Here is a 26053-nt window from a genome sequence, read left to right on the forward strand (position 1 = left end):
AGTGAATTCACACATGCGACGCCAGCGCCGGACCAAGATCCTCGCCACCCTCGGACCCGCCTCCACAAGCCGCGACCAGATCAGCGCCCTTTTCGCCGCCGGTGCTGATGTCTTCCGCATCAACATGAGCCACACGCCGCACGACAAGCTGCGGGAATTCGTGGAGACGATTCGCTCCATCGAGCACGAGGTGCAGCGGCCCATCGGCATCCTCGCCGACCTCCAGGGCCCGAAGCTGCGCGTCGGGACCTTCAAGGACGGGCCGGTCATGCTGGTGAACGGCGCGACCTTCGTCCTCGATTCGGACAAGGCGCCCGGCGATGTCGGCCGCGTCCACCTGCCCCATCCGGAGATCCTTGCAGCGCTCGAGCCGGGGCATCGCCTCATCCTCGACGACGGCAAGGTGCTGCTGGAGGCGGTTGCCTGCACGCCGAAGCGCGCGGAGTGCCGCGTTCTGGTCGGCGGCAAGCTGTCGGACCGCAAGGGCGTGTCGCTACCCGACACCACCCTCCCCGTCTCGGCGCTCACCGACAAGGACCGCTCCGACCTCGATGCGGCGCTGAATGCCGGCGTCGACTGGATCGCGGTGTCCTTCGTCCAGCGGCCCGAGGACGTCGCCGAGGTGAAGAAGGTGGCGCGCGGCCGCGCCGCCGTCATGGCCAAGATCGAGAAGCCGCAGGCGGTCGCCCGCCTCGCCGAGATCATGGAGATTTCCGACGCGCTCATGGTCGCCCGCGGCGATCTCGGAGTGGAATTGCCCATGGCCAAGGTGCCGGGCATCCAGAAGCAGATCACCCGCCAGGCCCGCCGCACCGGCAAGCCGGTGGTCGTCGCCACCCAGATGCTGGAGAGCATGATCACCGCGCCGGTGCCGACCCGCGCCGAGGTCTCCGACGTCGCCACCGCCGTCTTCGAGGGTGCCGACGCCATCATGCTGTCGGCCGAGAGCGCCGCCGGCCAGTATCCGGTCGAGGCGGTGGCGATGATGAACCGCATCGCCGAGGAGGTGGAGGCCGATCCCACCTATCGCGCGGTGATCCAGGGCCAGCGCGCCGAGCCCGAGGCGACCGGCGCCGACGCCATCGCGCTCGCCGCCCGCGACATCGCCGAGACGCTCGACCTCTCGGCCATCGTCTGCTGGACCATGTCCGGCTCGACGGCGCTGCGTGTCGCCCGCGAGCGACCGAAGCCGCTGACTATCGCCCTCACCCCGAAGATCGCCACGGGCCGCAGGCTCGCCCTGCTCTGGGGCGTCCATTGCGTCGTCACGCAGGATGCCCGCGACCTCGACGACATGGTGAGCCGCGCCTGCCGCTTCGCCTTCAAGGACGGCTTCGCCAAGCCGGGCCAGCGCATCATCGTCGTCGCCGGCGTGCCGCTCGGCACCCCCGGCGCCACCAACATGCTGCGCATCGCCTTCGTCGGCTCGGACGACGCGGAGATCTAGGCTCCGGCCTGCAGCGCCCGGATCTCGGCGATAATGCGCTCCGGATCGGCATGGTGCGGCCCATGGCCGACGCCGGGCATGATGATGAGCTTCGTCTGGGCAATGTCACGGGCAAGGCCCGCCGAGTGGAGATGGGTCCAGACGACGCCATCGGCATCGCCCGAGATCACCGTCACAGGGCAGCTTATGTCGCCGTAGAGCCGCGACTGCTCCTCGACCTGCGGCAGGAGCCCTGCCACGTCCTCGGCATTGGCGCGGAACTGGTGCGGCCGCAGCACCAGCGGGATGCCAGCCGCCTCGGCATAATCGTCCTCCACCGCCTGCGGGCTGAAAACGCCGGCAATGCTGGCGCGCATCCAGGCCTCGCCCACGGGGAGGGCCACGGTCCAGGAGAACAGCGGGCCGAGGACCGGGCTCGCCGCAACCGCATAGTACCAGTGGACCCCGCCGGGCCAGGGATGGGTGGCCGGCGCGATGAGGCAGAGGCCCGCCACGCGGTCGGCATGGTCGAGCGCCATGCGGCAGGCAAGCGCCCCCGCCCAGGAATGGGCGACGATGACGGCTTTGCCGATGCCGAGCCCGTCCAGCGCATCGACGATGGCGCCCGCCTGGTGTTCGAGGCGCGCAGCATCGCGGCCCGCCCGCCGCTCCGAGGCGCCATGCCCCGGCCGGTCGACCAGCAGCACGCGGCCGAGCCCGTCCAACCGGTCTCCGAAGGCAGGCCGCCAGCTTAAGGCCGAGCCTGACGCGCCGTGGAGGAAGACGACGGGCGGCTGCTCATCGGCATCGCCACTGTCGATGAGGTGCAAGGCGCCGGCCCGCGTCGGCAGGAACCGCCCTTCCGGCGGGAAGCTGCGGGTGATGCGGCGGGCGCGCATGGCGGTCCAGCCGGCGAGCAGGGCCGGCACCGCGGCGGCGGTGATCAGCGGATCGAGAGCCATGGGGGATCTACGGGAGGGCGCGGGTCGCGGATCGCCGGAGCCTCAGAGCTCGACGCCGTCGACCTTCGGCTTGAGGCGCTGGATGATCTGCGGCACCCGCTCGATATGCGGGTTGACCTCCATCGCCTGCTGGAAGGCGGTCAAGGCCCCCTTCTCGTCGCCGAGCTGCTGCAACAGCATGCCGAGGCCGACCATGGCGCCGAAATGGCGCGGCTCCAGCCGCAGCACGTTCTCGAGGTCGGAGAGCGCCCGGCCGAATTCGCGGCGGGCGAAGTAGAGCGTGGCGCGGCGGCTCCAGGCCTCGGTGAAGTCCGGCTGCAGGTCGATGACCGCGTCGAGCAGCGAGAGGGCGAGATCGGCCTGGCGCTGCTGCATGGCCTGCTGGGCGCGGCCCATGAGGAGATCAGCCGTGTCCGAGCCGGAGACCGACATGAGCATGCCGATCTGGGCCTCCAGCACCCGCGCCTGCCGGGCATTCTCAGCTTCGCGCAGGCGGGAATAGAGTTCGTCCAGCCGGCGGGCGCGCTCGGAAGCGAGAGCCGGCGGGGTGATGGCACCGGCGGCCGGCGCGGCTTCTGACGGCGGCGTCGGCACCGGACCGGTGGTCTGGGCGTGCGAGGCCGCGCCGCCAAGGGCCGTACCGAGCAGAGCAAAAAGAAAAACCGCCGCGCGAGTCATGGCACCAAGCTGGGCCAGGACACGGCGACGGTCAATGTCGGGACGATGACAGCCGCGTGAGCGGCGTCAGTCCCAAAGGACGGCGTTCAGCCGGCCTCAGCCCTGACGCGCCTTGAAGCGCTTCTGGGTCTTGTTGATGACGTAGACGCGGCCCTTGCGGCGCACGATCTGGTTGTCGCGGTGGCGACCGCGCAGCGACTTGAGTGAGTTGCGGACCTTCATGGCGGCGATCCCTGGGAGACGAGCACCGGGATCGGGGGACCCGACGGACGCTGCGTCGATAAAGAAGAGGCGGCGGCTATACGTGTCCGGGGCGGGAGTGTCAAGGTTGCGGCGGGGAGATCGCCGCCCCATCTGGCGGGATCACGGGCCCCGGGGCCGGACAGTCACCCCATAGCACGAGAGACGGGACGGATGAGCGTCGCCTTCACCAAGGAGAACGACCGGGACGGCACGGAGGCGAACCTCCAGGACCGGCCGATCTCGCCCCATCCGAACCTCGTCACGTCAGCCGGCCTCGCCGCGCTCGAGGCGGCGGTGGAGGAAGCCCGCGCCGCCGTGCTCGCCGCCAAGGCCGCCGGCGAGGATGCCACCGGCATCGCCTATGCCCGCGCCGCCCGCGACCTGCGCTACTTCCAGGCCCGCCGCGCCAGCGCCGAGGTCCAGCCGGCCCCGCCCGCCGATGGAAGGGTGCATTTCGGCAGTCGCATCACCATCGACCGGGAGGACGGCCGGCGGCAGACCTACACCATCGTCGGCGAAGACGAGGCGAACCCGTCCGTCGGCACCATCTCCTATGTCTCGCCCATGGCCCGCGCGCTCATGGGCAAGGGCGTCGGCGACGTCGCGATCGTTGCCGGCCACGAGGTCGAGATCATCGCCATCGGCTGAGGCCTCAGAACAGGCCGCCCGTATCCGACGGCGCGATCCAGCGCGGCTCGCCCACCGCGACCCATTCGCCGAAGCCGTCGCCGTCGTCGGTGACCACCAGCGCCATGCCGGGCCGCAACAGCCCGGCGGGAAGCAGCAGGGCATACCAGAGATGGTGCTCGCGGAAGGCGGGCGCGGCCTCGGCCAGCACGGTTCCATCGACATCGACCAGCCGGACCGTCTGGCGGCGATGATCCTCGCCCGTCGCGATCGGCAGGGCGAGCGTCTGGCCCTCGGCCACGGCACGGATCTCGATGCGCAGGACCCCGCGCCGCGCCGCACCGGACGACCCGCTGCCATGGACCGTCGCGACACCGGCCAGGGGCCGCAGCGGAGCCGGCGGCGCACCTGCGCGGTCGAAGCCCTCGCCGCTGATCACGACATCCGCGGGCGTTCCGGCAAGGCCCGGCATGAACGGCATCTGCGCGAGGAGAACGGGCGAGGAGGCCGGCATGGCGAAGCGGCAGAGGATCGTCCCGGCCGCATCGAGGCCGATGATCCCGCCGGGCGGCGCCTCGCTGCGGGCCGCGAGCGCGAAAACGTCGCTCTGCGGGCTGATCACGGAGCGCCGCGGACGGGTCCAGCCGGCGATCGGACCGCCCTCGTCGCGGGCCACGATCCAGGCCGGGGCAGCCGCCGCCCGGCGATCGACGACGCCCGAGACCCTGACCGCGCCCGGCCCGATCCGTGTCACCGCGGTGATGGTGCCGGCACAGGCGGGAGGGTCCGGCGGAGCGGCGCCCGCAAGCGCGGCGAGCGGCGGCCAGGCCGGTCCCGCCGCGCGGTCGTAGAGGCCGAGGCCGGCGCGGCGCAGGCTCACGAGGATGGGCTTCAGCGCCTCGGCGGAAGGATAGGCGAAGCGCAGAACCTCGGGATCGGCGATGCCGTTCCGCGCCATGTCGGCGACATCGGCGAGCCGCTGGCGCTGCTGGATCACCTGCGACACCCAGGGATGCGGCACGGCGGCGACCACTGCGAGGCCGACCAGCGCGAGACGCCCGGCCAGCACCACAGCGGCCCGGTGCAGCCAGAAGCGCACGGCGGCGAGGACGATGAGCAGCAGGCCCGTCAGGGAGACCAGCGCGTAGCGCGAGACGAGCGCATAGGCCGGCGGCCCCTCTGCGCCGCGGGTGAGGCCGGTGGCGAGCGCCACCGCCAGGATGAGGCCAATGCTGCCGAGGAGGCTTGCCGCACGCGGATCGAGCGGCCTGTCACGTCGCCAGCAGCGATGGGCACCCCAGGCGATCAGGCTGATCCCGGCCAGCGCGATGGCGAGGCCGACGGCCTGCGCCAGTCCCACCGTGCGGGTGGGCGTGACCGATCCGAGGAAGGCGAGGCCATAGGCCAGCGCCTCCATCGGCGCGGCAAAGGCGCGGGCCGGCGCCGGCCCCTCGACGGAGAGGGTGGCGAGCCCGACGGCGATCGAAGTCGGCACGGCCATCGCGACGGCCCGCGGCAGGTCGCGTCGGAACATCAGCGCTGCCGCGCCCGCCGCCACCGGCGCGAGGATCCCTGCGGCCATGGTGTAGGCGCACAGGACCGCCAGCGGACAGGCAACGAGGAGCGCCGTTGCCGTGTTGCGCGCCGCCATCGCCGCCCAGACCAGCCCCAGCGACAGCATGAGAAACAGCGGGAACTGCGCCTGCGTGAACCAGGTGGTGTTCTCGACATGGACCGGGGCGAGGAAGAGACCCGCGCCCGTCACCATCAGGACGACGAGCGAGGCGCGGTCCACCCGGTCGGCGAGGGCGAGGACGAAAAGAAAGGCGCCGGCGGCAGCCATGAGCGCCAGATGGATCCAGAGCCCGATCCCCGGCCGGCCGTACCAGTCCGCCAGCATGACCAGCTTGGCGAGGCCCGGCCGATGCTCGTTGTGCCGGTGGTGCAGCGCCCGCGCCCAGTCCGCGAGGCTGCCGCTCTCATGGGCGCGGAGCAGAACCTCGGCATAGCCCCAGCCATCCCAGTAGAGGGTCGGCAGGGCATGGAACAGGCTATAGCCGAGGCCGAACGCAGCGAAGCCCAGGGCCCCCGCGAGCGAGACAAGCATGAGCCAGCGCGGCGACGCCAGCGGCGCCTCGCTGTCGTCGGTCACGACTGGCCGCGGAGGCTCCGCCACGGAACGTCAGGCGAGATCGATGGCGACGACGGCGAGACGTCCGCCCGCAGCGCCGCTAACGGCGAGGCCGGTGCCGGCCTCCACGAGAAGCCCGGCCCCTGCGGGAAGAGCGATGTCGCCGGTCGCCGTCGCCACACGCCAGTCCCCCTCCACCGCGAAGAGGACGCTGATATCGGCGCCCGCGAGCGCCTCAACCGCGCCGCCGCCGGCGAGGATTCTCACCGTTCCGCGTGCCGCCCCGTCCCGCGTCAAGAGGTTGAAGGCGGTCGCCGGCACGCCGTCGACGAGCCGGCAATAGGGCGCCGGCGCACCGGAAAAGACCGTCGGGACATCGAGGGGCACGGGTCGTGCCCCCTCCCCTGCGAAGTCCAGCGTGACGCCCGCACCGTGAATCACGGTGAAGGTGCGCGTCACGCCCGCATAGTCGGAGAACGGACCGTCGCAGTCGATCGCGGCGGTGCCGACGCGCCAGTCCGGCTCGCCATCGGCACCGAGCTTCTGGGCGATGTCGGTAGCCGTACCGCCACCGTTCTTCCAGGGAACGGTGCGGAACGAGGCCGGATCGAGCTGGCGGATCATGCCGCTCACTGCGCCACGTAGGTGATGCCGCTGATGGGCGAGACGATGCGGTTGTAGATCTCGCCGCAGCGGGCGCCGCAGCGCTTCACGAAGGCCGGCAGCACCACCTTGGTCAGGGCCTCGCGCAGCGTCGCCTCGTCGGCGGCCGTGGCACGGGTGACGGTCATGGGACGGTTGGTGACCACATGGCCGATCTTGCAGCCGTCGGCATTGCCGGCATTGCACTGGATGCCGTCTTCGGTGAGCTCGGCGCCGAGCTTCCACTGCGCCTCCTCCACCTCGTTCATCGTCGCCTGCAGGAAGTCGCGGACGGCGGGGTCGAGGCGGTTCCACCACGCAAGATTCACCGCATAGGCGGCGACGCCCCACTGGATCGGCAACGTGTAGAGATGGCGCGTCACCTCGTACCAGCGCGCGCCATTGCCAGTGGCCGTGCCGGTCACGGCGCAGTCCACCACGCCGCGCTCCAGCGCCGAATAGACCTCAGGGAAACCGATGGCGACCGGCTGGCCGCCGATGGACTGGATGAAGTCGTTCTGCGAGCCGCCGGGCGTGCGCACGCGCCGGCCCTTGAGGTCGGCGAGGCTGGTGACCGGATCGCGGCAGAACAGCACCTGGCCGGGGAAGGGATAGAAGGCGACGATCTTCACCCCGAAGCGCTCGAGCTCCTGGTTCAGCGTCGGCAGCATGGCATGGGCAATGCGCCGGCCCTGCTCATGCGAGGGGTTCTGGCCCGACATGTCGATGATGTCGAGCAGCGGCACGTCACCGGCCACCGTCGGCAGCGCCATGCCCGCCAGGTCGATCTGGCCGGCGCGCAGCACGCGGATGAGGTCGGGGCCGGAGAGATTGCGCTCCGGCCAGCTCGCCAGCGTCACGCGGATGCGGCCGCCGGAGCGCGCCGGGATGCCCTCGCGCAGCATGGGGATGTCGACCCTGGTGTATTGCGGGATCGAGGGCGAGAGCTGCGTCACCATCTGGATGGAGACCGGCGGGCCCGGCGGCAGGGTCGGGGCCTGGGCGAGCGCCGGTGAGGCAAGGGCGAGGCTGGCCGCGCCAAGCGCGGCAAGGGGCAGGCGAGACGAAACCATGGGAGACACCCTCCGGCAGCGGCGAGATGACCGCCCTCCTGCGACTATAGGACGCCGCCGCGAAGCGTCGAGGCCGGCCACCGCAGGGCTCGGCCGGGACGACCCGGCCATAGCGCATGGCTCCCGTCGCGGCGGGCTCAGCCCGGCAGCGCCCGGAGCGCCGCCCCGAGACAGACAATGACCATCATCGCCGGCAGGGCCCAGCGCAGGTGTGAGCGCAGCGCCACCGCCTCGTCACGCCAGCGCGCCGTCGGCGAGGCAACGGCGACCGAGAGCACCACCTCGAAGAGCAGCACGGCGACGAGGTAAAGGTAGCCGAGCGAGATCATCTCCGCGACCGGGGTGTTCAGCGAGATGGCGCCGGGAAAGCTCGATTCGAAGGTGAAGCTGATGGCGGCGAGCGCCAGCAGCGAGGAAAAGATGAGGCTGCCCTTGTCCTTCTCGAGGAGACCCGGCCCCCACAGCACAAAGAGCGACACGGCCAGCACAGCGATGACCGGCACGAAGATGCGCAGCACATAGCGCTGGGCCTCACGGGCCAGCGTCACCGTCACGTTGAGCCGCGAATAGGAGCGGGCATTCCAGCCCATGGCGAGGTCGTTGACGAAGCGCAGGCCGATGGGCCGCCAGTCGACAACCGCGAGGGCCCGCTCGATGCCGGAGAACTGCCGGTCGGCCTCGGTGGTCATCAGCACCGCCTCCTGCTGCGGATGGCGTGGCAGCGAGAGCGCGAGGGTGAGGTTTTGCTGGTCGAAGGGAAAGGCGTCCATGGTCATGCGAACGCGCACATCCGCCTCGAAGCGCTCGATCAATACCGCCTCGCCATGGGCGTGAATGGAGAGGGCCACCGTGCGCGAGTCGCGACCGCCCACCTGATTGTCGAGGACGAGGCCCGGCGTCCAGATCGCCTTCAGCCGCTCGTCCGCCTCCGCTCCGACGCTGTCTTCACGCGACAGACCGCGCGCCACGGCGTCGAAAGCGAGGCGCGGATCGTGCCAGCGCTGGGTGATCTCGAGATGGAGCCGCGCCTGGCCGCCGACCTCCCGCACCTCCAGCACATTGAGGACGCGCACGGCGACGCGCACGCGCACCGGCAGTTCGACGCCGCGCGGCAGGGCGGTGAGGCCCTCGCCGGCCCCCTCCGCATGGGCGATGAGGCCGAGGCCGAGGAGCCAGAGCCAGGCGAGGAGGATGCGGGCCATCACGCCTCCTGCCGGCGCAGGCGGGCGAGAACCAGGAAGGCGACGAAGGCAACGATGCCGCCGACAAGGGCCATGACCCAGAGCTCCGTGGTCAGCCGCCGCCCGTCGGAGCCCATCTCTTCGCGGGCGATGACGGTGAGGCCGATGAGCCGGCCGGAGAAATCCACCAGCGGCTGGGCCATGACGGCATAGGTTCGCCCGTCGAGGCGGCGGGTGCCGATGCTCACGTCGCGGACGGCGCGCAACGGCTCGGCGCGCATCAGCCCGGTGAACAGCGCCTCGTCGGTCGCCGCCATGACGGTGAGGTCGCCCACCGCCGGCAGCTTGGGGTCGAGCGTGACGCCGGCGAGCGAGGACGCGGCAATGACGGCGATGTCGGTATTGGTCGCAGTCTTCACGAGGTCGAGGATCGGCCGGATGTCGAGGCCAGCCTCCACCGTGCCGAGCAGGGAGGCGCCCTGCTCGACCGGCGCGACGCCGCGGATGCCGATGCCGGCAATGCCGATCTCGACGCCGGTCTGCGCCCGGCGCAGGCGGTTCGCCGCCACCACCATGGCGCGGAAGGTGGAGATGTCGTCACCGTGCTGGTCGGGCCGGTGCATGCGCAGGAGGTAGCGCAGGTCCGGCGTGTGAAAGCCGAAGATCTGCACACTCGCCTGGCCGCCGAGATAGCCATAGGCCTCGGCCGAGAGCGCCTGGAGCCGCTGCCGGTCGCTGGCGGCAAGGGCCGCGCGCACCTGCGGGTTGCGGCCGAAGGATTCGGCGATGGCGAGGGCGAATTTCGCCGCCTGGTCCATGTTGGCGCCAAGCAGCGAGCCGACGAGCTGCATTTGCGCGGTGCGGTCGCGCTCCTCGACGGCGCGAAGGCTCGCCTGCTGGTGGCGGAGCATCGCCCCAAGCACCAGGGCGATCACAAGGGCCGGCGCCAGAGCGCTGGCGCCGATCCGTCTCCACTGCACTGCCACCACGATGCACGTCCCTGAAAATGCATTGCGCCCTAGCACGGGCACCATCGACGCGGCTGATAGGCGAAGGCCGGGCGGAGAACAAGGGTGGCCGACACGAGCCCTCGCGCATTGACCGGGCGCGGCCCGCATGGCTAAACCGCCGGCCATGACCGTCACCCAATCCCCCGCCTCGCGGCGGCGCACCTTCGCGATCATCTCGCACCCGGACGCCGGCAAGACGACGCTGACCGAGAAGCTGCTGCTCTTCGGCGGCGCCATCCAGCTCGCCGGCGAGGTCAAGGCCAAGCAGGGCCGCCGCCAGACCTCCTCCGACTGGATGGCCATCGAGCGCCAGCGCGGCATTTCGGTCGTCACCTCGGTGATGACCTTCGAATATGGCGGCTGCGTCTTCAATCTCCTGGACACGCCGGGCCACGAGGACTTCTCCGAGGACACCTATCGCACGCTGACGGCGGTGGATTCCGCCATCATGGTCATCGACGGCGCCAAGGGCGTCGAGGACCGCACGCGCAAGCTCGTTGAGGTCTGCCGCCTGCGCGACATCCCCATCATCACCTTCGTGAACAAGATGGACCGCGAGAGCCGCGATCCCTTCGACCTCATGGACGATGTGGAGAAGGCGCTGGCGATCGACACCACGCCGATGACCTGGCCCATCGGCCAGGGCCGCGAATTCGCCGGCACCTATGATCTCGTCCACAACCACATCCGCCGCATCGACCACGATGACGATGTCATCAAGGTCAACGGGCCGGAGGCCGCGGTCTTCGATGAGCTCCTGCCCAACGGCACCGACGACTGGCGCGAGAGCGCCCTGCTCGCCAAGGAGGGCGCCAAGCCCTTCGACCTCGCGAGCTATCGCGAAGGCCACCTGACGCCCGTCTATTTCGGCTCGGCCCTGCGCAATTTCGGCGTCCGCGACCTCATCGACGCGCTCATCGCCTATGCCCCGGCGCCGCGCGCCCAGGTCGCCGACAGCCGTACCGTGCTCGCCGACGAGCCGCGCATGACCGGCTTCGTCTTCAAGATCCAGGCGAACATGGATCCGAACCACCGCGATCGCATCGCCTTCCTGCGCGTCTGCTCGGGCAAGCTCTCCCGCGGCATGAAGGCGCGGCTGGTGCGCACCGGCAAGCCCATGCCGCTGAACGCGCCGCAGTTCTTCTTCGCCCAGGACCGCCAGCTCGCCGAGGAGGCCTTTGCCGGCGACATCGTCGGCATTCCCAACCACGGCACGCTGCGCATCGGCGACACGCTGACCGACGGCGAGGACATCGTCTTCAAGGGCGTGCCGAGCTTCGCGCCCGAGCAGCTGCGCCGCGTCAAGCTGAAGGATGCGATGAAGGCCAAGAAGCTGCGCGAGGCGTTGCAGCAGATGGGCGAGGAGGGCGTCGTCCAGCTCTTCGTGCCCAATGACGGCTCACCGGCCATCGTCGGCGTCGTCGGCGCGCTGCAGCTCGACGTGCTCAAGGAGCGACTGGCGGCCGAATACACCCTGCCGGTGGACTTCGACCCGTGCCAGTTCTCGGTCTGCCGCTGGATCTCCTCCGACGACGAGCGCGTGCTCGACGCCTTCATCGAGAGCCATGGCTCCTCCATGGCGCGCGACCTCGACGGCGCGCCGGTCTACATGGCCTCCTCGGCCTTCTCGCTGCGCTACGAGGAGGAACGCGCCGCCGGCATCACCTTCTCGGCGGTGAAGGACTATCAGCGCGCCGCAGCCTGACGGCCATTGCCGCGCGGCGAGCCAACCGCCTGGCCGATCCAGCCGATGACGCGGTTGTGCAGGCCGGCATCCTTGTCGATGTTGAAATGCGTCAGGTTGGCCTCCTGGCGCAGGTCGATGTTTTCCAGCCGGCCGCGATAGCCCGGCACGGCGAAGACCTGGGTCCCCCAGCCATTGTTGGACTGGAAGAGGTTGACGTAGCGCCGCGCACCCCCTGCAAGGGACTGGCGAACCGTCGGGTCGAAGGCCACCGCCAGCGCCAGGGTCCCGCCCTGCTGCGCCACGGCATTGGCGATATCGGTGACGGCATTGGCGCCGAGCGAATGGCCGATGACAACCGCCTGGTGGCGCCCGCCGGTCGCGCGCTGGTTGGCGACGATCTCCGCAGCGATGGTGCTCCAGGCGCCGTGCTCGTGGACGGTGGCGTTGTAGCCGCGCGCCCGGAGCTTGGCGCCGAGATCGTCCATGCCCTGCGAGAAGACATTGGCGAGGCCGCGGATCAGGTAGATGCGCGGCGGGATGGCCGTCGTCCGGCGCGCCGAGGCGGTGGAATAGACATCACCCCGGGCCATGGCGTCGCGTGCCATCTGCACGGCTCCGCCCCCCTCTCCGCTGATCTCCGCCGTCGTCTGGCACCCGGCCAGCAACAGACCCGAGAACACGACGCCCAGAACCCGGACGCGCAGCGACACTGCCATGGCCAACCCCAGCCTTCGACGACCTGCTCCAAACCCGGGCGCACCGCTGCGGTTCACCCGGCAAGACTCGCCGGTCAACCTGACGGAACGTGGTTAATCCAAGCTGAAGATGGGGAACCGTGCCTGTCAACGGTTCGCTGAGCGAGCCCGCGCCATGGCCTGGCAGCTGTTGCAGCCTTGCCGCGCTGTCAGGAGGGGCGGCCGTCGCGCGCCCGGGCGACGGCAGGCACCGGCGCTGCCCTCGCAGGGATCTGGCGGATCGCGGTGAGGACCCGCTCATGCACCCTGGCGTCGCGGTCGATGGTGAAATGGGTCAGGTGCTCCATCGTCTTGAGGTCGATGTTCTCGACCCCTCTGGCGCCAGCCCCCACACCGACCGCGCGGCCCCAGCCATTGTCGGACTGGTAGAAATTGAGGAACTGGCGGGCGCCACCCTGGACGGTGAGGTCCACCGTCGGATCGAAAGTGACGGCGAGATCGACCTCCACGCCGCGAGCCGCAAGGGTGTTGACCAGAGCGACGACGGAATTGGCGCCCAGCGAATGGCCGACGATCACAGCGCGAGAGGCCCCGCCACTGGCCCGCCGGTCCTCGATGATCTGCGCCGCGATGGCCGGCCATTCGCCATAGGCGTGAACGCTGGCGCGATAGCCCTGCCGCACGAGCTTGGCGGAGAGGTGATCGACGCCCTCGGAGACGGTCTGGGCGAGGCCGCGCATGAGGAAGACGCGCGGCCGCGATCGGGCGGCGGGATCGGTGTCGAGCGGCGTCGCGGCGGCCAGCGCCGGTGCGGCGCCCGCCTGCGGCAGGGCCTCGCTGGGCGCGACCATCTCGATGGTCTGGCAGCCCCCGAGGAGGCCCGCCACGACCAAAGCTCCGACCAACCTGCGCAACACGACCATGAACTGAACCGACACGACAAACGACTGCGACGCCCGGGCCGGGGCGCCGGGCGATGGTCGAAAGACTCAAAGGCAGGGGCGGTGAAGAGTCAATGAACGAAGGGAATGATCCGCTTCGTCTGCGCCACATAGGCCTCGTAGGCGGCGCCGAAAGCCTCATGCATCATCCGCTCCTCGCGGCCGACGCGGAAGGCGTAGAGCGTGCCGAAGCCGATGAGACCGGCGGGCCCGACAACCCAGTTCTGCAGGAGAAGGAGCTGAGCGAGGCCCCAGAGGAAGAAGGCCGTGTACATGGGATGGCGCACCAGGCGGTAGACGCCATGGGTGACGAGCGTGTGCCCTTCGCGCAGCTCCAGCGTCTGCGACCAGTTGCGGCCGAGCTGGCGGTGGGTGGCAAGGAAGAGCGCCAGCGCGCCGGCGAAGACCAGAACGCCGAGCGAGGCGACGGCCGCAGAGAACGGCAGGTCGGCGAAGGCAAGGACGCGCCTGAGGCTGGCGGACAGGCAGTAGGCAATGGGCAGGATGCCGAGGCCGGTGAGCGACACGAACAGCAGGACCTTCTCCTGGCGGTCGGCCTGGCTCACCTCGATGCGGTTCTTCCGCTTGTTCTTGATCTCGTGGGGGATGCGGATGGCGCCCCAGCCGAAGACGCCGATCAGGAAGACGATCTGGGCGAGGAAAGGGGTCATCGGGCCGGCATGTCCATGGTGGAGGGGAGCGGGGTGGCGGCGGCGGCGAGAGACCCGTCGGGGCCGAGAGCCCCCGGCAGATCCTCGCCGCGCCGGGCGATGTCGGCGAAGCGAAAGGGCCCGCAGGCGATCATGTGGACGTCATAGAGATATCGCTGCTCATTGCCCATCACGTATTGGCGGTGGATGCGCAGCAGATTGCCGCGGAAGCGTCGCCAGGTGGCCGGCGCCAGCATGCGCGACAGGCGGATGGAGCGCCGCAGCGGCGGATGGGCGACGGTGAGGCCAAGGGCGGTCGGCGTGTCGTTCTTGTAGAAGCAGATGAAGTCGACATGGCTGTCATACTCGGCCCAGGTGATGCCCGGCGCATCGGCCACCCGCTGCACCGCCGCACGGAGCCAGCCGGCGGCCGGGTGAAGGGCGATCTTCAGGGTGGAGGATCCGGCGCCGACGAGACCGAGCGGGCGGCCGGTCGACACGAGGGTGGGATCGGCGGAAAGCGCCCGCGCCACGGCATCGGCCATCCAGGCGGCGCCCAGGCTGTGGGCGACGATGACGACCTCGTCGAAGCCGGGATCGGCGAGCCCGGCGGCGATCTCGCGGGCGAAGGCCTCGGCGCGGGCATCGATGCCGGGCCGCCGCTGGCGCATCATGTCGCGGGCGAAGATCCAGTCGGCGAGCATGTAGGTGAGGTGCATTCGCGGCCCGGCGAACATGGTGAGGCCGAGGAAGGTGGCGAGGCCAAGCGCCAGGCGGACCGGCCAGGGCGCCCCGAAGCCGAGCAGCCCCGGCACCAGGCTCGCGAGGATGCCGACAAGGCCGAACAGGACCAGCAGGACCAGCGGGTAGGCGGCGAAGAGGCCGTAGCGCCAATAGGCGGCGACATAGCGGGCGAAGGTGCCCGTGACGAGGATGTCACCGGCGGCAAGGAGATAGCGCGGCAGCCGCTGCCAGAGCGGCATCTCCATGTCCTCGGCGACGATGTCGTCCCAGCGCAGCAGCCGGACCTCGGTCTCGACGCCGAAGTCCGGACCTTCCAGCGCCACCGGCCAGGTCGCGACCGGCCTGTCGGGGATCTCAGTGAGGCCGCCGACCGTCGCCTTCAACGACCAGGTCGCCTCGAAACGCCTGATCTCGCGCGCGAAGCGATGGTGGTGCGCCGCCGGCGGCAGCGGCTCATAGCCGGTCAGGAGGAAGGTGAGGCGGCGGCGGACGGGGGAGATGGCAGGCCTCCGGGTCAGCAGCGGCCTCGCCGCCATGCAGGACGGGCGCCTCCGGTCCGGTGCCCTGCCGCACCGGCGGAATGCCCAGGTGGGGTCAGTGTGATGCCATGGCGCGGCTGGCATCGCCAGTCCGGTCATGCCCTTGCGGCGGCGTCATCCCCAGAAGGAGCCCTTGGGGACGCAACGTCAGCGAGGCGTCGACGGGTCTGGATCGTGGTCGCGAAGCCAACTTGCCCCACGCCGATCGGGCAGGCCGGGCGGCATCGCCCATCACGACATTGCGTTCAGCGCATCCCCCATCGGCCAGTTGGGGCTCTTCGCCCCGGCGGGCGAAACAGGTTATGCTCCCCTTGATCGACCGGTATCGGCCGATCGCCCTCGCCGTTTCCCGTCGACAGGAGACAGGGGCCGATGACGCGCGATGACGACCACAGGGATGACAGGCCGGCCCTCTTCCGCAGGGCCCCGACCTGGACCCTCGAACACCGGCGGCAGGAACCGGAAAAGCCCGGGTTCAACGCCTGGGACGAGCGTGTCCGCGCTCGCCAGAACCTTGCCGCAGCCGCCGTCGTCACCCTCCTCGGCCTCGCCACCTACTATGTGATGATCGAGCTGCGGGCGACCTCCCGCACCATGGCCTGCATCGAGGCGGGGCACCGCCACTGCAACCAGCCCGTCATTCCCGGCAACGGCCACCGCTGACCGCCGGCCCGCGAGCCCGGCCGGCGCCGTGAGCCGCCCCCCGCTCAGGGCAGCTTCACCAGCTCCAGATGGCCATAGGCCCTCAGGAAATTGCGTCCCTCGGCCCGGTCCTCCGCCAGCGCCGCGAGATCGTCGAGCAGCGCTCGGATCGCCCGGCGCACGTCGCCGTCGAACTCCGCCAGCACGGCCTCGACCTCCTCATCCACCAGATCCGCACCCGTCGTCACCGCCGCCTGCCCTGCCATGATCGACCTCCCGGTTGATATGTTCTTATTTTGTTCTCATCGATCCCATAAGTCAAGCCCCGGCTGACGGAACTGTTCACGCGGATCTGGGTCTTCGGCCTGCTGGTCGCCTGTCTCGAGAGCACCTTGCTGGCGACCACCGGCGCGCTCTGGTTCTCGATGCTCATGGCGATTTTCGGCCTGCGCCTCCAGTCCCGCGCAAGGCTGCGTAGCGGCCCGTGAAGGCGCCTTGGCGAGCCTGACGATGTGCGGAAAAGCTGGCGCTCCCTAGGGGACTCGAACCCCTGTTTTCGCCGTGAGAGGGCGACGTCCTAGACCGCTAGACGAAGGGAGCGGACCGCCTCAAGCGGCGGAGGGCGCTTCATAGGCGCAAAGGCCCCGGCGGGTCAAGCGGGCCTCGCTGGGCTCTCGCAAGAAACTGGGGAACCCTGTGGGACGCCGCCTCTGGCCGGAGCGGGACGCTGCCGGCGCCCGTTCAGGGCCGCGGCACCTGCGGGCCTCCGACGCGGATGCGGTGGCTTTCCTTCAGCGTCTTGAGGTCATAGATGACGATGGTGGCGCCGCTCTCCGCCTGATAGGTGACGGTCAGCCGGTTCTCGGCGCTGACCGCCGAGACGAGGCGGCCGGGCTCGGCGGGAATGGCGCCGGAGACCACCGTTCCCGGCCCCGGCACCGTCATCAGCCGGTAGACGATGACCGCCAGCACGCTGCCGACGCCGAGGATCATGACGAGGAACGAGATCACCGAGATGCGGCGCATGCGCGCCACCACCGCCTCGCTGGCGGGATCGGCGGCGTCCGTCTCGGTCTGGGCGGGGGTCGGCTGGGTCTGGCTCATGGGTCTTGCGGCGAGGCGAGGAGGGGCGGCGTGACGCGCACGGCCGACGAAGAACCGGAAGGCATCCGGATGGACGGCGTCCAGATGGACAATGTCCAAGTGGTGGCCGACACGCCGCGCGAACGGCTGGACCGTCTCTTGGCGCGCCGCCTGCCGGACCTGTCGCGCTCGCGCCTCAAGGCGCTGATCGAAGCCGGACAGGTCAGCATCGGCGGGCGGACCATGACCGATGCCGCCCACAGGGTCAATGCGGGCGACGTCGTGGCCCTGACCGTGCCGGAGCCGGAGGACCCGACGCCGCAGGGCGAGGACATCCCTCTCGCCATCGTCCACGAGGACGAGGCGCTCATCGTCATCGACAAGCCGGCGGGCCTCGTCGTCCATCCGGCAGCCGGCAACTGGACGGGGACGCTCGTCAACGCCCTCATCGCCCATTGCGGCGACAGTCTCTCCGGCATTGGCGGGGTGCGCCGGCCGGGCATCGTCCACCGCCTCGACAAGGACACCAGCGGGCTGCTGGTGGTGGCGAAGACCGATCGCGCCCATGCGGGCTTGAGCGCGCAATTCGCCGATCACGGCCGCACCGGCCCGCTGGAGCGCGCCTATATCGCCTTCGCCTGGGGGGTGCCTTCGCGCGCTAGCTTCACCATCGACGCTGCCCTCGACCGCGACCCTCGCGCGCGCGAGAAGATCGCCGTCCGCCCCTCCGGACGCGACGCGGTGACGCATGTGAGCGTCGAGGAGCCCCTCGCGGGCGGGCTCGCGAGCCGCGTCACCTGCCGCCTCGAGACCGGACGAACCCACCAGATCCGCGTCCACATGGCGCATGTCGGGCACCCGCTGCTCGGCGACGAGACCTATGGCAGCGGCTTCCGCACCAAGGCGGCCAAGCTCCCCGCGCCCGCCCGCGAGGCCCTCGACGCCCTCCGCCGCCAGGCGCTCCACGCGGCCGTTCTCGGCTTCGAGCACCCGGTGACGGGCCAAACCATGCGCTTCGAGAGCCCCCTGCCCGCCGATCTCGCCCGCCTCGCCGAGGCCCTGCGCGACCGTTGAGCGCACCACGGAACCTGGGGCGCCGCGCCCTGTTCACGTCCCCGACGGGGGCGCCCCATCACGGCGCCGTCACGGCAACGTGTAACGACACGACGCGCCGGTTCGTAGTTGACTAAGGACTGAGGTGATCGCCGCGCACCTTGCATCGATGCAAGGTCACCCGGGCGAACCTTCCCCTCTCGCGGGCATATGTCAATGTTCTGCCATGATTGCCCGACATGATCCCGAAAGGTCGGCGGGCGTAGATGCCCAATGACCAGCGGGCCACCCAGGCTTTTGGGGTGGGTGGCTCGGGGCTCGCCGGATGGTCCGGGAGCCAAAGACAAGGAGCGCCCTATGGCTCATGCTGCATCCCTTCCGATCCTCTCGGCCGAAGCCGGGCTGTCGCGCTATCTCGATGAGATCCGCAAGTTCCCGATGCTGCAGCCGCAGGAGGAGTACATGCTCGCCAAGCGCTGGCGCGAGCACGGCGACAGCGCGGCGGCCCACCGTCTCGTGACCTCCCACCTCCGTCTCGTGGCGAAGATCGCCATGGGCTATCGCGGCTACGGCCTGCCGATCGGCGAGGTGGTTTCCGAGGGCAATGTCGGCCTCATGCAGGCGGTCAAGCGGTTCGAGCCCGACAAGGGCTTCCGCCTCGCCACCTATGCGATGTGGTGGATCAAGGCCTCGATCCAGGAATACATCCTGCGCTCGTGGTCGCTCGTGAAGATGGGCACCACCGCGAACCAGAAGAAGCTGTTCTTCAACCTGCGCAAGGCGAAGAGCTCGATCTCGGCGCTGGACGAGGGCGACCTGCGTCCCGACCAGGTCAAGGTGATCGCCACCAAGCTCGGCGTCGAGGAGCAGGATGTCATCGACATGAACCGCCGCCTCGGCGGTGACGCTTCGCTCAACGCGCCGCTCCGCGAGGACGGCGATGGCGAGTGGCAGGACTGGCTGGCGGATGATTCCGACAGCCAGGAGGCCGTGCTCGCCCGCGAGGAGGAGACGGACAACCGTCGTGCCGCCCTTACCAAGGCGCTCGGCGTCCTCAACGAGCGCGAGCGCATCATCTTCGAGGAGCGCCGCCTCAAGGACGATCCGATCACCCTGGAGGAGCTGGCGGAACGCTTCGGCGTCTCGCGCGAGCGTGTCCGCCAGATCGAGGTCCGCGCCTTCGAAAAGGTGCAGGACGCCGTGGTGAAGTCGATCCGCGAGATCGAGCGCCCGGCGGCCCAGGCCGCGGCCCTGCCGGCGCACTGAACAACCCGCGGCACGCAAGGGTCGCGACACAAACAAAAGGGAGGCCGCGAGGCCTCCCTTTTTTCATGTCCCGTCGTGGATGAAGCCGGGGCTCACTGGCCCCAGGCCTGCAACGCCTCCTCGAAAGCGCGGTCGCCGCTGGCGCCCTTTTCCACCGTGAGAATGGCGCGGCGGCCGGCATCGTAGCGCAGGGGGATATCGAAGAACGGCCGGGTGCGCAGCGCCTGGAGGTTGTTGTTGCGGTCCATGTCGAACCCGGAAAGGCCGACGAAGAAGAAGCCGTTGGTGACGCGCACCGCCTGGCCGACCAGCGGCACGCCGCGCGCCTGTTCCGAGACCTTCATCAGCACGCCGGGAACCTCCGCGACGCCGCCGAACTGGAAGTCGCGCGGCAGAGCATAGAGGATCTCGATCGTGTGGCTCGCCGGAAGCGTCTGGTCGAGGTTGCGGCGGATCGTGATGGTCACCGTCATGCGCCGCTCGGGGATCGTCACCTCGCCAAGCAGGGCGAGGTCAGGCGGCTGGCCGGGGCCAACGCTCACCGTCTGGGTGCGCCAGACGACGGTACCCTGCATCAGCGTGCCCGCCGCATTGCCCGGCGTCTCCTCGAAGAGGGCGGCGCGGGCCGCCTGGCCCGCAACGGCCGGAGGCGCGGCGGGAGCCGGAGCCGCAGCGGCGGGCGCCGCGGGTGCGGGAGCCGGGGCGGCAGGAGCCGGCGCGGGCGCCGCGGCGACCGGCGGCGCGGCAGGAGCCGGGGAAGCCGGCACCGGGGCGGGTGGCGGCGGCTCGTTGGACGCGGCCTGCGGGTCAGACGCGCCCTCGTTGGCCGGCGGCAGGGCCGCGGCGGGCGGATCGACGGGAACGATAAGGCGCGGTGTCGGCGCCGATGCAGCGGGCGCAGGCGCGGGCGCGGCAGGCGCCTGGGCTGCCGGGACTGGCGCAGGGTCGCCGCCGACGCGGTCGGTCGATTTCGGCCGGTCGGCGTCGGGAGCGCGGGCGGCGGGGGCCGGTGCTGGCGTCGCCGGCGGGTTGGGCGCGCGGGCCGTGGAGAAGGGCATCCGGTCGGGATAGGTGTTCGCCACATACCAGCCGAGCCCGCCGGCACCGCCGAGCAGGATCAGCACCAGCACGATGGCGATGAGGCCGCCCTTGCCCTTGCGCGGCGCCTCCTCCGCCTCCTCGCCGAGAACCGCGACGCGCGGGCGGATCGGGCCGCTCGCAGCATCGTTGGCGTCGGTGAACGGCGTGGCGCGGCCGACCGACGGCTCAATCCGCTCAGCGTCGGCCTGGGGCTCCGGAGCCGTCAGCTGGTCGCGGGCGGAACGGCGCGCCTGCGCCGTGGCATCACCCAGCGTCTGCGCGTCGTGGGCGGCATCGCTGACGGTGCGGGCACCGGCGATGGAAATCGGCGCGGGTTTCTGCGCGGCAATGCCGAGGGAGGCGAATTCCCGCTCCAGCATCGCATCGAGGCTGTCGCCGGCATTGTCCGCCTCAACCTTGCGGATCGCGTCCTCGAGCGACATGCGCTCGCGCGTGATGTGTTCTTCCGGCAATGGCGGGTTCATACCGCGCAGCTGTGCGAGCAGCGCGGCGCGCGCGCGCTCATAGACCGCCCGGCGGGCTTCCCCTGTGTTCTCCGCCAGAGCCCCGACGGCGCGGGAGATGAGCGGCGTGTAATCGGCCATCGAAACTCGCTTCTTGCCCCCGAACTCTTACTCGAAGGGGTTGCGGACCAGAATCGTGTCGTCCCGTTCAGGGCTTGTCGATAGTAGCGCGACGGGACAGCCGATCAATTCCTCGATTCGCCGGACATACTTGATCGCCTGTGCGGGCAACTCGCCCCAGGACCGGGCGCCCATCGTGGTGGAATCCCACCCTTCGATGGTCTCGTAGATCGGCTTGATGCGCTGCTGCGCGTCCTGGTTCGCGGGGAAGATGTCGATCTGCTTGCCGTCGAGTTCATAGGCGACGCAGACCTTGATCTCCTTGAAGACATCAAGAATGTCGAGCTTCGTCAGGGCGATGCCGTCGATGCCGTTGGTCTTCACTGCCTGGCGCACCAGCACGGCGTCGAACCAGCCACAGCGCCGCCGCCGGCCGGTGACCGTGCCGAACTCGCGGCCGCGATCGCCCATGATCTGGCCGTTCTCGTCTTCCAGTTCAGTGGGGAACGGGCCGCCGCCGACGCGCGTCGTGTAGGCCTTGGTGATGCCCAGCACATAATTGATGGCGCTCGGCCCCATGCCCGAGCCGATCGCCGCCTGGCCAGACACGGTGTTGGACGAGGTGACGAACGGATAGGTGCCGTGGTCGATGTCGAGCAACGTGCCCTGGGCGCCCTCGAAAAGGATGCGCTTGCCGGCGCGGCGCTGCTCGTCGAGCAGGTCGAACACCGTGGTGACATAGGGCAGCACCTTCGGCGCCACCGCAGCGAGCTCGTCATAGATCGCCTGCGGCTCGATCTCCGCGAGATTGAGGCCACGGCGCAGCGCATTGTGATGGGCGAGCAGTCGCTCGATCTTCGGCATGAGCGTGCCGAGATCCGTCAGGTCCGTCATGCGGATGGCGCGACGGCCGACCTTGTCCTCATAGGCCGGGCCGATGCCTCGGCCGGTCGTGCCGATCTTGGTGCCGGAATTGGCCGACTCGCGCTGCTGGTCCAGCTCGCGATGCAACGACAGGATGAGGCAGGCGTTCTCGGCAATGCGCAGCGTCTCCGGCGTGATCGACACGCCCTGCGCCGACACGCGCTCGATCTCGGCGATCAGGGCATGGGGGTCGATAACGACGCCGTTGCCGACCACCGAAAGCTTGCCGGGGCGCACGATGCCCGAGGGCAGCAGCGACAGCTTGTAGGTGACGCCGTCGATGACCAGCGTGTGGCCGGCATTGTGCCCGCCCTGGAACCTGACCACCACGTCAGCCTGGCTCGACAGCCAGTCGACGATCTTGCCCTTGCCCTCGTCGCCCCACTGCGAGCCGACGACAACCACGTTCGCCATGGTTCATATCCTCCACGGCAAGGGAAAACCCCGGCGACGCGTCCTCGCGTCCTGCCGGGGCCCTTGCACTGTGCGGATAATGGATCGCCGCGAGGGTGGCAAGTGTTGAGCCGGCAGCCCTGACACCCCGCCTCAGACGGGGGGACAAGGATCGTCAGCCTGGCTCACGAGCGCCCCTGCACCTACTGCATCCGCTTGTCCGCCGGCCAGCGGATGCGCCAGCCGTGGCGGATGTCGCGGCTGGCGCCGGGGGTGATGTCGAGGCTCCAGGCGACGATTCCCCGCCGGCCGTCCGGCTCGCGCTGGGTTGGCGCGGTCATGCCGGCGAGCGTCTCGACAGTGATCTCCTGCTGCTCCGGCACCGGCATCCGGTCCTCGACCACCACGCGCCGGGCGACCTGCGCGCCATTGCGCAGGACGAAGCGGAACTCGCGCTCCTCGGTGCGCGAGGTGGAGATGATTCCGGAGGAGCCGTCGGTCCGCCGCACGACCTGATGATCGACGCGCAGAAGGTCGTCGGGGCCGAAGCCGAGCTTCACCTCGTCCTCACGGGTGGCGGCGGCGATCTGGCCGCGCCCAGCGAAAATGCCGTCCCGATAGAGGCTCACCGGCCCGGCCATGAGCGGCACGTCGTCGCCATGGCGGAAGCGCGCCTCCAGGAAGGCGGTGATATCGAGGCTCGGCACGACGCGCGAGACAAGGTCCGGCTCGAGCGTCGAGGAGGCGATGCGGAGCGTGCGGGCCCCCTCCCCCGAGGCGATCTGCGCACGACCGGGCACGACGAAGCTCGCCTGGAAGGCGCCGACCTCCGCGACCGCCTCCGTTTCGGCGGCCCGGCCGATGATGGAGGCATCCGCCTGCTCACGCGCCGGAGACGCCGGCGCCGGCATGGCGAGCGGGCGCGGCGCGCCGGAGGCGGCCGCACGGTCTCGCGCCGCCTCAGGGTCGTGGAACCGCAGGACCAGAGGCTGGAGCACGGGCGCTGCTCCACCACGGGCGACCCGCGCCGTGGAGACCGTGAGCGCCACATCCGACCAGTCCTCGCCCGTCTGCTGGCGGATCTCGGCGCGGCGGACGAGCTCAAGCTGCGGCTTGGCAGAGGTCGTCACCAGCCGGGCGTCATAGACGGGCGACCAGCGCGCCTGGCGCACCGCATAGGTCAGCGTCAGCTCGCCGCGGAAGGGCTGGCCGGCCTCGACGGCGATGCGCGCCTCGAGCCGCCGCGGCGGCTGGGCGCGCAGCTGCGCCTCGATCTCGGCAATGGTGCGGTCGAGCCCGCGCTGGGCCTGCTCGGCCTGACGGATGGCACGGTCGGCGGCGATCGTCTCCTCATGTGCGGCGGCAAGCGCCTGTCGCGCCTCGGCGATGACAAGGCCGCGCTCACCGCCGGCAAGCGTGCCCGGCGCGACGAGAGCCTCGGCAGCGCGCTTCCTGACGCGCTCCGCGGCGATACGATCGTCGAGCGCCTGGCGCTCATCCTTCAGCGTCTCCAGCCGCTGGACCAGAACGGGGTCGCGCCGCTCGGTCGGGCGCGGCTGGCGGGCATCGACCGCATTGATGGCAAGGCTGCCGGAGCCGGCGCCCTGCACGCGGATGGAGCCGGGATCGGCGGTGAGCGGCAGGTCGTCGATGACGAGCACATGCTCACCGGCCGGTACGGTCACGGTGAGGCGACGGGTGACGCTCGCCCCGTCGGGAAAGACGGTGACGGCGTCAGGCCGGGCGTTGACGGGAATGTCGGCCGCAAGGACCGGGAGCGCCGCCGCGGAGGCGAGCACCAGCACGGCGAGAGGCGCGGCAGAAGCGGCAATGGGGCGGGTCATGGCGATCCTCCGGGTGTCAGGACACCGCATGAGGACGCCGGAATGGGGCCGCCGCGGGGCTGAACCGCGGCGGCTCCCGGTCGTCGATCAGCCGAAGCGGCCGGTGATGTAGTCGCGGGTACGGGTGTCGGACGGATTGGTGAAGATCTGGTCGGTCGCGCCCTCCTCGACGAGGATGCCGAGGTGGAAGAAGGCGGTGCGCTGCGACACGCGGGCTGCCTGCTGCATCGAGTGGGTGACGATGACGATGGTGAAGTTCTGCTTCAGCTCGTCGATCAGCTCCTCGATCTTGGCCGTGGCGATCGGGTCGAGGGCCGAGCAGGGCTCGTCCATCAGGATCACCTCAGGCGAGACGGCGATGGCTCGGGCGATGCAGAGGCGCTGCTGCTGGCCACCCGACAGGCCGGTGCCGGATTCCTGCAGGCGGTCCTTCACCTCGTTCCACAGGCTCGCCTTCTTCAGCGAGGTCTCGACGATCTCGTCGAGGTCGGTCTTGCTCTTGACGAGGCCGTGGATGCGCGGGCCGTAGGCGACGTTCTCGTAGATCGACTTCGGGAACGGGTTCGGCTTCTGGAACACCATGCCGACCCGCGCGCGCAGCTGCACCACGTCGAGGTCGCGGTCGTAGATGTCCTGCTCGTCAATGTTGATGTTGCCGGTGACCCGGCAGATCGAGATCGTGTCGTTCATCCGGTTGATGCAGCGCAGGAAGGTCGACTTGCCGCAGCCCGACGGGCCGATGAAGGCCATGACCGAGCGCTCGGGGATATCGACGTTCACGTCCTTGATGGCGTGCTTCTCGCCATAGAAGACGTTGACGTTGCGCCCGGTGATCTTGGGCCGAGCAGCGGCGACGGGAGCCGTGGACTGGGTCGCCGTCGTCTGGAAGGTGGGAAGCGAGTTCATCGGAACATCCTTGACCTGAGGCACCGGCGGATCACCAGCGGCGCTCGAACTTCTTGCGCAGGAACACGGCGACCGCGTTCATGAGGATGAGGAAGACGAGCAGCACCACGATGGCGGCTGCCGTCTTGCTCTGGAAGGCCTGCTCGGGGAAGTCGGCCCACATGAAGATCTGGACCGGCAGCAGCGTCGCCGCGTCGGTGATGCTGCTCGGCGAGTCGACGACGAAGGCGACCATGCCGATCATCAGCAGCGGCGCGGTCTCGCCAAGCGCGTGCGCCATGCCGAGAATGGTGCCGGTGAGGATACCAGGCATGGCGAGCGGCAGCACGTGGTGGAACACCGCCTGCTGGTGCGATGCACCGACGCCGAGCGCGGCCTCCTTCACCGAGGGCGGCACGGCGCGGATGGCCGCACGCGAGGCGATGATGATGATCGGCAGCGTCATCAGGGCGAGGACGAAGCCGCCGACGACCGGCGCCGAGCGCGGCATTCCGAAGACGTTCAGGAACACCGCGAGACCGAGCAGGCCGTAGATGATCGAGGGCACCGCCGCGAGGTTGTTGATGTTCACCTCGATGATCTCGGTGATGCGGTTCTTCGGCGCGAACTCTTCAAGGTACACGGCCGCTGCGACGCCGACCGGGAATGACAGGCCGAGCGTGATCAGCAGCGTCAGGAACGAGCCGACGATGGCGACCCAGACACCGGCGAGTTCGGCCTCGCGGGAGGCGCCGCCGAAGAAGAACTCGCGGGAGATCCGCTGCTCCACGGCACCGCGCTCCTTCAGGCCCATGAGGAAGGCGATCTCGCGATCCGGCAGCCGGCGATTGGTCTCGGCCTGCGCGATGCGGACGATCTCCCAGGCTCCCGCGGGAGCAGCAGCGGCGGAGGTCGGCGCCACCAGAACCTCGCCGGTCGCGCTGGAGGCCTGGATCTGCGCCAACTTGATGATGCCGCCGTTGATCTTCACGAAGTAGCTGGCAACCGTGTTGTCGAGCGTCTCGGAGGTATCGGCCGACGCAATGCGCTGGCCGAGCTGTTCGAGCCGC

The 26053-nt window shown here is 70.0% G+C and carries 24 protein-coding genes, 1 tRNA gene and 1 pseudogene; 6 read left to right on the forward strand and 20 right to left on the reverse strand.

From position 1 onward, the window contains the following. Window positions 1–13: 13 nt before the first annotated feature. On the forward strand, window positions 14–1447 hold the full coding sequence (gene pyk, locus O9344_RS10600; protein ID WP_298476404.1) for a pyruvate kinase: 1434 nt from the start codon (window positions 14–16) through the stop codon (window positions 1445–1447). On the opposite strand, the gene O9344_RS10605 is transcribed toward pyk, so the two are convergent. From O9344_RS10605 to ykgO, 3 genes are all read right to left on the reverse strand, one after another. Then, a complete protein-coding gene (locus O9344_RS10605) occupies window positions 1444–2388 on the reverse strand; it encodes an alpha/beta hydrolase (protein WP_298476407.1) in 945 nt (314 codons plus the stop codon). The genes pyk and O9344_RS10605 overlap by 4 nt on opposite strands. A 42-nt stretch (window positions 2389–2430) precedes the next feature. Then, window positions 2431–3066, reverse strand: coding sequence for a tetratricopeptide repeat protein (locus O9344_RS10610; RefSeq protein ID WP_298476410.1), 636 nt, complete (start codon window positions 3064–3066; stop codon window positions 2431–2433). Window positions 3067–3162: 96 nt separating this feature from the next. Next, a complete protein-coding gene (ykgO, locus tag O9344_RS10615) occupies window positions 3163–3288 on the reverse strand; it encodes a type B 50S ribosomal protein L36 (RefSeq protein WP_106749089.1) in 126 nt (41 codons plus the stop codon). Window positions 3289–3480: 192 nt separating this feature from the next. On the opposite strand from ykgO, the gene greA reads away from it, so the two are divergent. After that, window positions 3481–3957 carry a transcription elongation factor GreA gene (greA, locus tag O9344_RS10620; RefSeq protein WP_298476413.1) on the forward strand — a complete coding sequence of 159 codons (477 nt, stop codon included), beginning with the start codon at window positions 3481–3483 and terminating at the stop codon, window positions 3955–3957. 4 nt (window positions 3958–3961) lie between these two features. Here the strand turns inward: greA and O9344_RS10625 are convergent, their stop codons facing one another. From O9344_RS10625 to O9344_RS10645, 5 genes are all read right to left on the reverse strand, one after another. Then, entirely contained in the window at window positions 3962–6088 is a 2127-nt protein-coding gene (locus tag O9344_RS10625; RefSeq protein ID WP_298476416.1) for a hypothetical protein, read from the reverse strand. 30 nt (window positions 6089–6118) lie between these two features. Next, a complete protein-coding gene (locus tag O9344_RS10630; protein WP_298476419.1) occupies window positions 6119–6691 on the reverse strand; it encodes a HutD family protein in 573 nt (190 codons plus the stop codon). A 5-nt stretch (window positions 6692–6696) separates the two neighbouring features. Then, window positions 6697–7782 (reverse strand): TRAP transporter substrate-binding protein, encoded by a 1086-nt coding sequence (locus O9344_RS10635; protein ID WP_298476422.1) that lies wholly within the window; start codon window positions 7780–7782, stop codon window positions 6697–6699. 137 nt (window positions 7783–7919) lie between these two features. Beyond that, on the reverse strand, window positions 7920–8984 hold the full coding sequence (locus tag O9344_RS10640; RefSeq protein WP_298476426.1) for a neurotransmitter-gated ion-channel ligand-binding protein: 1065 nt from the start codon (window positions 8982–8984) through the stop codon (window positions 7920–7922). Next, window positions 8984–9952, reverse strand: a complete 969-nt coding sequence (locus O9344_RS10645; protein WP_298476429.1) for a cache domain-containing protein — start codon at window positions 9950–9952, stop codon at window positions 8984–8986. Before O9344_RS10645 ends, O9344_RS10640 begins: the two co-directional genes overlap by 1 nt. Before the next feature lie 127 nt (window positions 9953–10079). On the opposite strand from O9344_RS10645, the gene O9344_RS10650 reads away from it, so the two are divergent. Further along, the gene (locus O9344_RS10650; protein WP_298476432.1) at window positions 10080–11678 is read left to right on the forward strand and encodes a peptide chain release factor 3; all 1599 of its coding nucleotides are present in this window, start codon (window positions 10080–10082) and stop codon (window positions 11676–11678) included. On the opposite strand, the gene O9344_RS10655 is transcribed toward O9344_RS10650, so the two are convergent. The 4 genes from O9344_RS10655 to O9344_RS10670 all read right to left on the reverse strand — a co-directional run bounded on the left by O9344_RS10655 (window position 11660) and on the right by O9344_RS10670 (window position 15226). After that, complete coding sequence (locus O9344_RS10655; protein ID WP_298476435.1) at window positions 11660–12265, reverse strand: lipase; 606 nt, start codon at window positions 12263–12265, stop codon at window positions 11660–11662. The two genes, O9344_RS10650 and O9344_RS10655, sit on opposite strands and share 19 nt — an antisense overlap. Before the next feature lie 299 nt (window positions 12266–12564). Beyond that, window positions 12565–13242 carry a hypothetical protein gene (locus O9344_RS10660; RefSeq protein ID WP_298476437.1) on the reverse strand — a complete coding sequence of 226 codons (678 nt, stop codon included), beginning with the start codon at window positions 13240–13242 and terminating at the stop codon, window positions 12565–12567. A gap of 125 nt (window positions 13243–13367) precedes the next feature. Then, on the reverse strand, window positions 13368–13967 hold the full coding sequence (locus tag O9344_RS10665) for a protein-S-isoprenylcysteine O-methyltransferase (RefSeq protein ID WP_298476440.1): 600 nt from the start codon (window positions 13965–13967) through the stop codon (window positions 13368–13370). After that, on the reverse strand, window positions 13964–15226 hold the full coding sequence (locus O9344_RS10670; protein ID WP_298476443.1) for a hypothetical protein: 1263 nt from the start codon (window positions 15224–15226) through the stop codon (window positions 13964–13966). The genes O9344_RS10665 and O9344_RS10670 overlap by 4 nt, the downstream gene beginning before the upstream one ends. A gap of 375 nt (window positions 15227–15601) precedes the next feature. On the opposite strand from O9344_RS10670, the gene O9344_RS10675 reads away from it, so the two are divergent. Further along, the gene (locus tag O9344_RS10675; protein WP_298476446.1) at window positions 15602–15892 is read left to right on the forward strand and encodes a hypothetical protein; all 291 of its coding nucleotides are present in this window, start codon (window positions 15602–15604) and stop codon (window positions 15890–15892) included. A 44-nt stretch (window positions 15893–15936) separates the two neighbouring features. Here the strand turns inward: O9344_RS10675 and O9344_RS10680 are convergent, their stop codons facing one another. The 3 genes from O9344_RS10680 to O9344_RS10690 form a co-directional block, all read right to left on the reverse strand. Beyond that, the gene (locus O9344_RS10680; protein WP_108178357.1) at window positions 15937–16137 is read right to left on the reverse strand and encodes a hypothetical protein; all 201 of its coding nucleotides are present in this window, start codon (window positions 16135–16137) and stop codon (window positions 15937–15939) included. A 258-nt stretch (window positions 16138–16395) separates the two neighbouring features. Continuing rightward, a tRNA-Glu gene (locus O9344_RS10685) sits at window positions 16396–16471 on the reverse strand. A 141-nt stretch (window positions 16472–16612) separates the two neighbouring features. Continuing rightward, window positions 16613–16975 carry a hypothetical protein gene (locus O9344_RS10690; RefSeq protein WP_298476450.1) on the reverse strand — a complete coding sequence of 121 codons (363 nt, stop codon included), beginning with the start codon at window positions 16973–16975 and terminating at the stop codon, window positions 16613–16615. Between the two features lie 69 nt (window positions 16976–17044). Between O9344_RS10690 and O9344_RS10695 the strand changes: the two genes are divergently transcribed. Next, window positions 17045–18028 carry an RluA family pseudouridine synthase gene (locus O9344_RS10695; RefSeq protein ID WP_298477033.1) on the forward strand — a complete coding sequence of 328 codons (984 nt, stop codon included), beginning with the start codon at window positions 17045–17047 and terminating at the stop codon, window positions 18026–18028. Between the two features lie 336 nt (window positions 18029–18364). Continuing rightward, window positions 18365–19273, forward strand: coding sequence for an RNA polymerase sigma factor RpoH (rpoH, locus tag O9344_RS10700; protein ID WP_298476455.1), 909 nt, complete (start codon window positions 18365–18367; stop codon window positions 19271–19273). A gap of 92 nt (window positions 19274–19365) precedes the next feature. Here rpoH and O9344_RS10705 read toward each other — a convergent pair whose 3' ends face one another. The 5 genes and pseudogenes from O9344_RS10705 to pstA form a co-directional block, all read right to left on the reverse strand. Further along, window positions 19366–20958 (reverse strand): hypothetical protein, encoded by a 1593-nt coding sequence (locus O9344_RS10705; protein ID WP_298476458.1) that lies wholly within the window; start codon window positions 20956–20958, stop codon window positions 19366–19368. A 27-nt stretch (window positions 20959–20985) separates the two neighbouring features. Next, the gene (locus O9344_RS10710) at window positions 20986–22275 is read right to left on the reverse strand and encodes an adenylosuccinate synthase (RefSeq protein WP_298476461.1); all 1290 of its coding nucleotides are present in this window, start codon (window positions 22273–22275) and stop codon (window positions 20986–20988) included. Between the two features lie 182 nt (window positions 22276–22457). After that, window positions 22458–24098, reverse strand: coding sequence for a mucoidy inhibitor MuiA family protein (locus O9344_RS10715; protein ID WP_298476464.1), 1641 nt, complete (start codon window positions 24096–24098; stop codon window positions 22458–22460). An 87-nt stretch (window positions 24099–24185) separates the two neighbouring features. After that, the gene (pstB, locus tag O9344_RS10720) at window positions 24186–25004 is read right to left on the reverse strand and encodes a phosphate ABC transporter ATP-binding protein PstB (RefSeq protein WP_298476466.1); all 819 of its coding nucleotides are present in this window, start codon (window positions 25002–25004) and stop codon (window positions 24186–24188) included. Window positions 25005–25035: 31 nt separating this feature from the next. Then, window positions 25036–25869 (reverse strand): annotated as a pseudogene (pstA, locus tag O9344_RS10725) (phosphate ABC transporter permease PstA); the annotation flags it as partial. Window positions 25870–26053: the final 184 nt, after the last annotated feature.

Source organism: Phreatobacter sp. (genome assembly GCF_027532945.1).
Taxonomy (GTDB): domain Bacteria; phylum Pseudomonadota; class Alphaproteobacteria; order Rhizobiales; family Phreatobacteraceae; genus Phreatobacter.